Origin of the sequence: Stenotrophomonas bentonitica, from assembly GCF_002887735.1 — a bacterium.
Taxonomy (GTDB): Bacteria; Pseudomonadota; Gammaproteobacteria; order Xanthomonadales; family Xanthomonadaceae; genus Stenotrophomonas; species Stenotrophomonas bentonitica_A.
In genome coordinates, this window is record NZ_PKQP01000043.1 from 1 (window position 1) to 307 (window position 307).

At 52.1% G+C, this 307-nt stretch carries 1 rRNA gene; it reads left to right on the forward strand.

Features of this window, described 5'->3' with window-relative positions:
* Positions 1-307, forward strand: a 16S ribosomal RNA gene (locus C0R07_RS19665); the annotation flags it as partial.

Sequence of the window (307 nt, forward strand, 5' to 3'; positions counted from 1 at the left end):
ATCGTAGTGCCAGCCGCCGCGGTAATACGTAGGGGGCAAGCGTTGTCCGGATTCACTGGGTGTAAAGGGCGCGCAGGCGGGTTAGCAAGTCAGAGGTGAAATCCTACAGCTTAACTGTAGAACTGCCTTTGAGACTGCTAATCTTGAGTACGGAAGAGAGAGATGGAATTCCAGGTGTAGTGGTGAAATACGTAGATATCTGGAAGAACACCAGTGGCGAAGGCGGTCTCTTGGTCCTATACTGACGCTAAGGCGCGAAAGCGTGGGGAGCAAACAGGATTAGATACCCTGGTAGTCCACGCTGTAA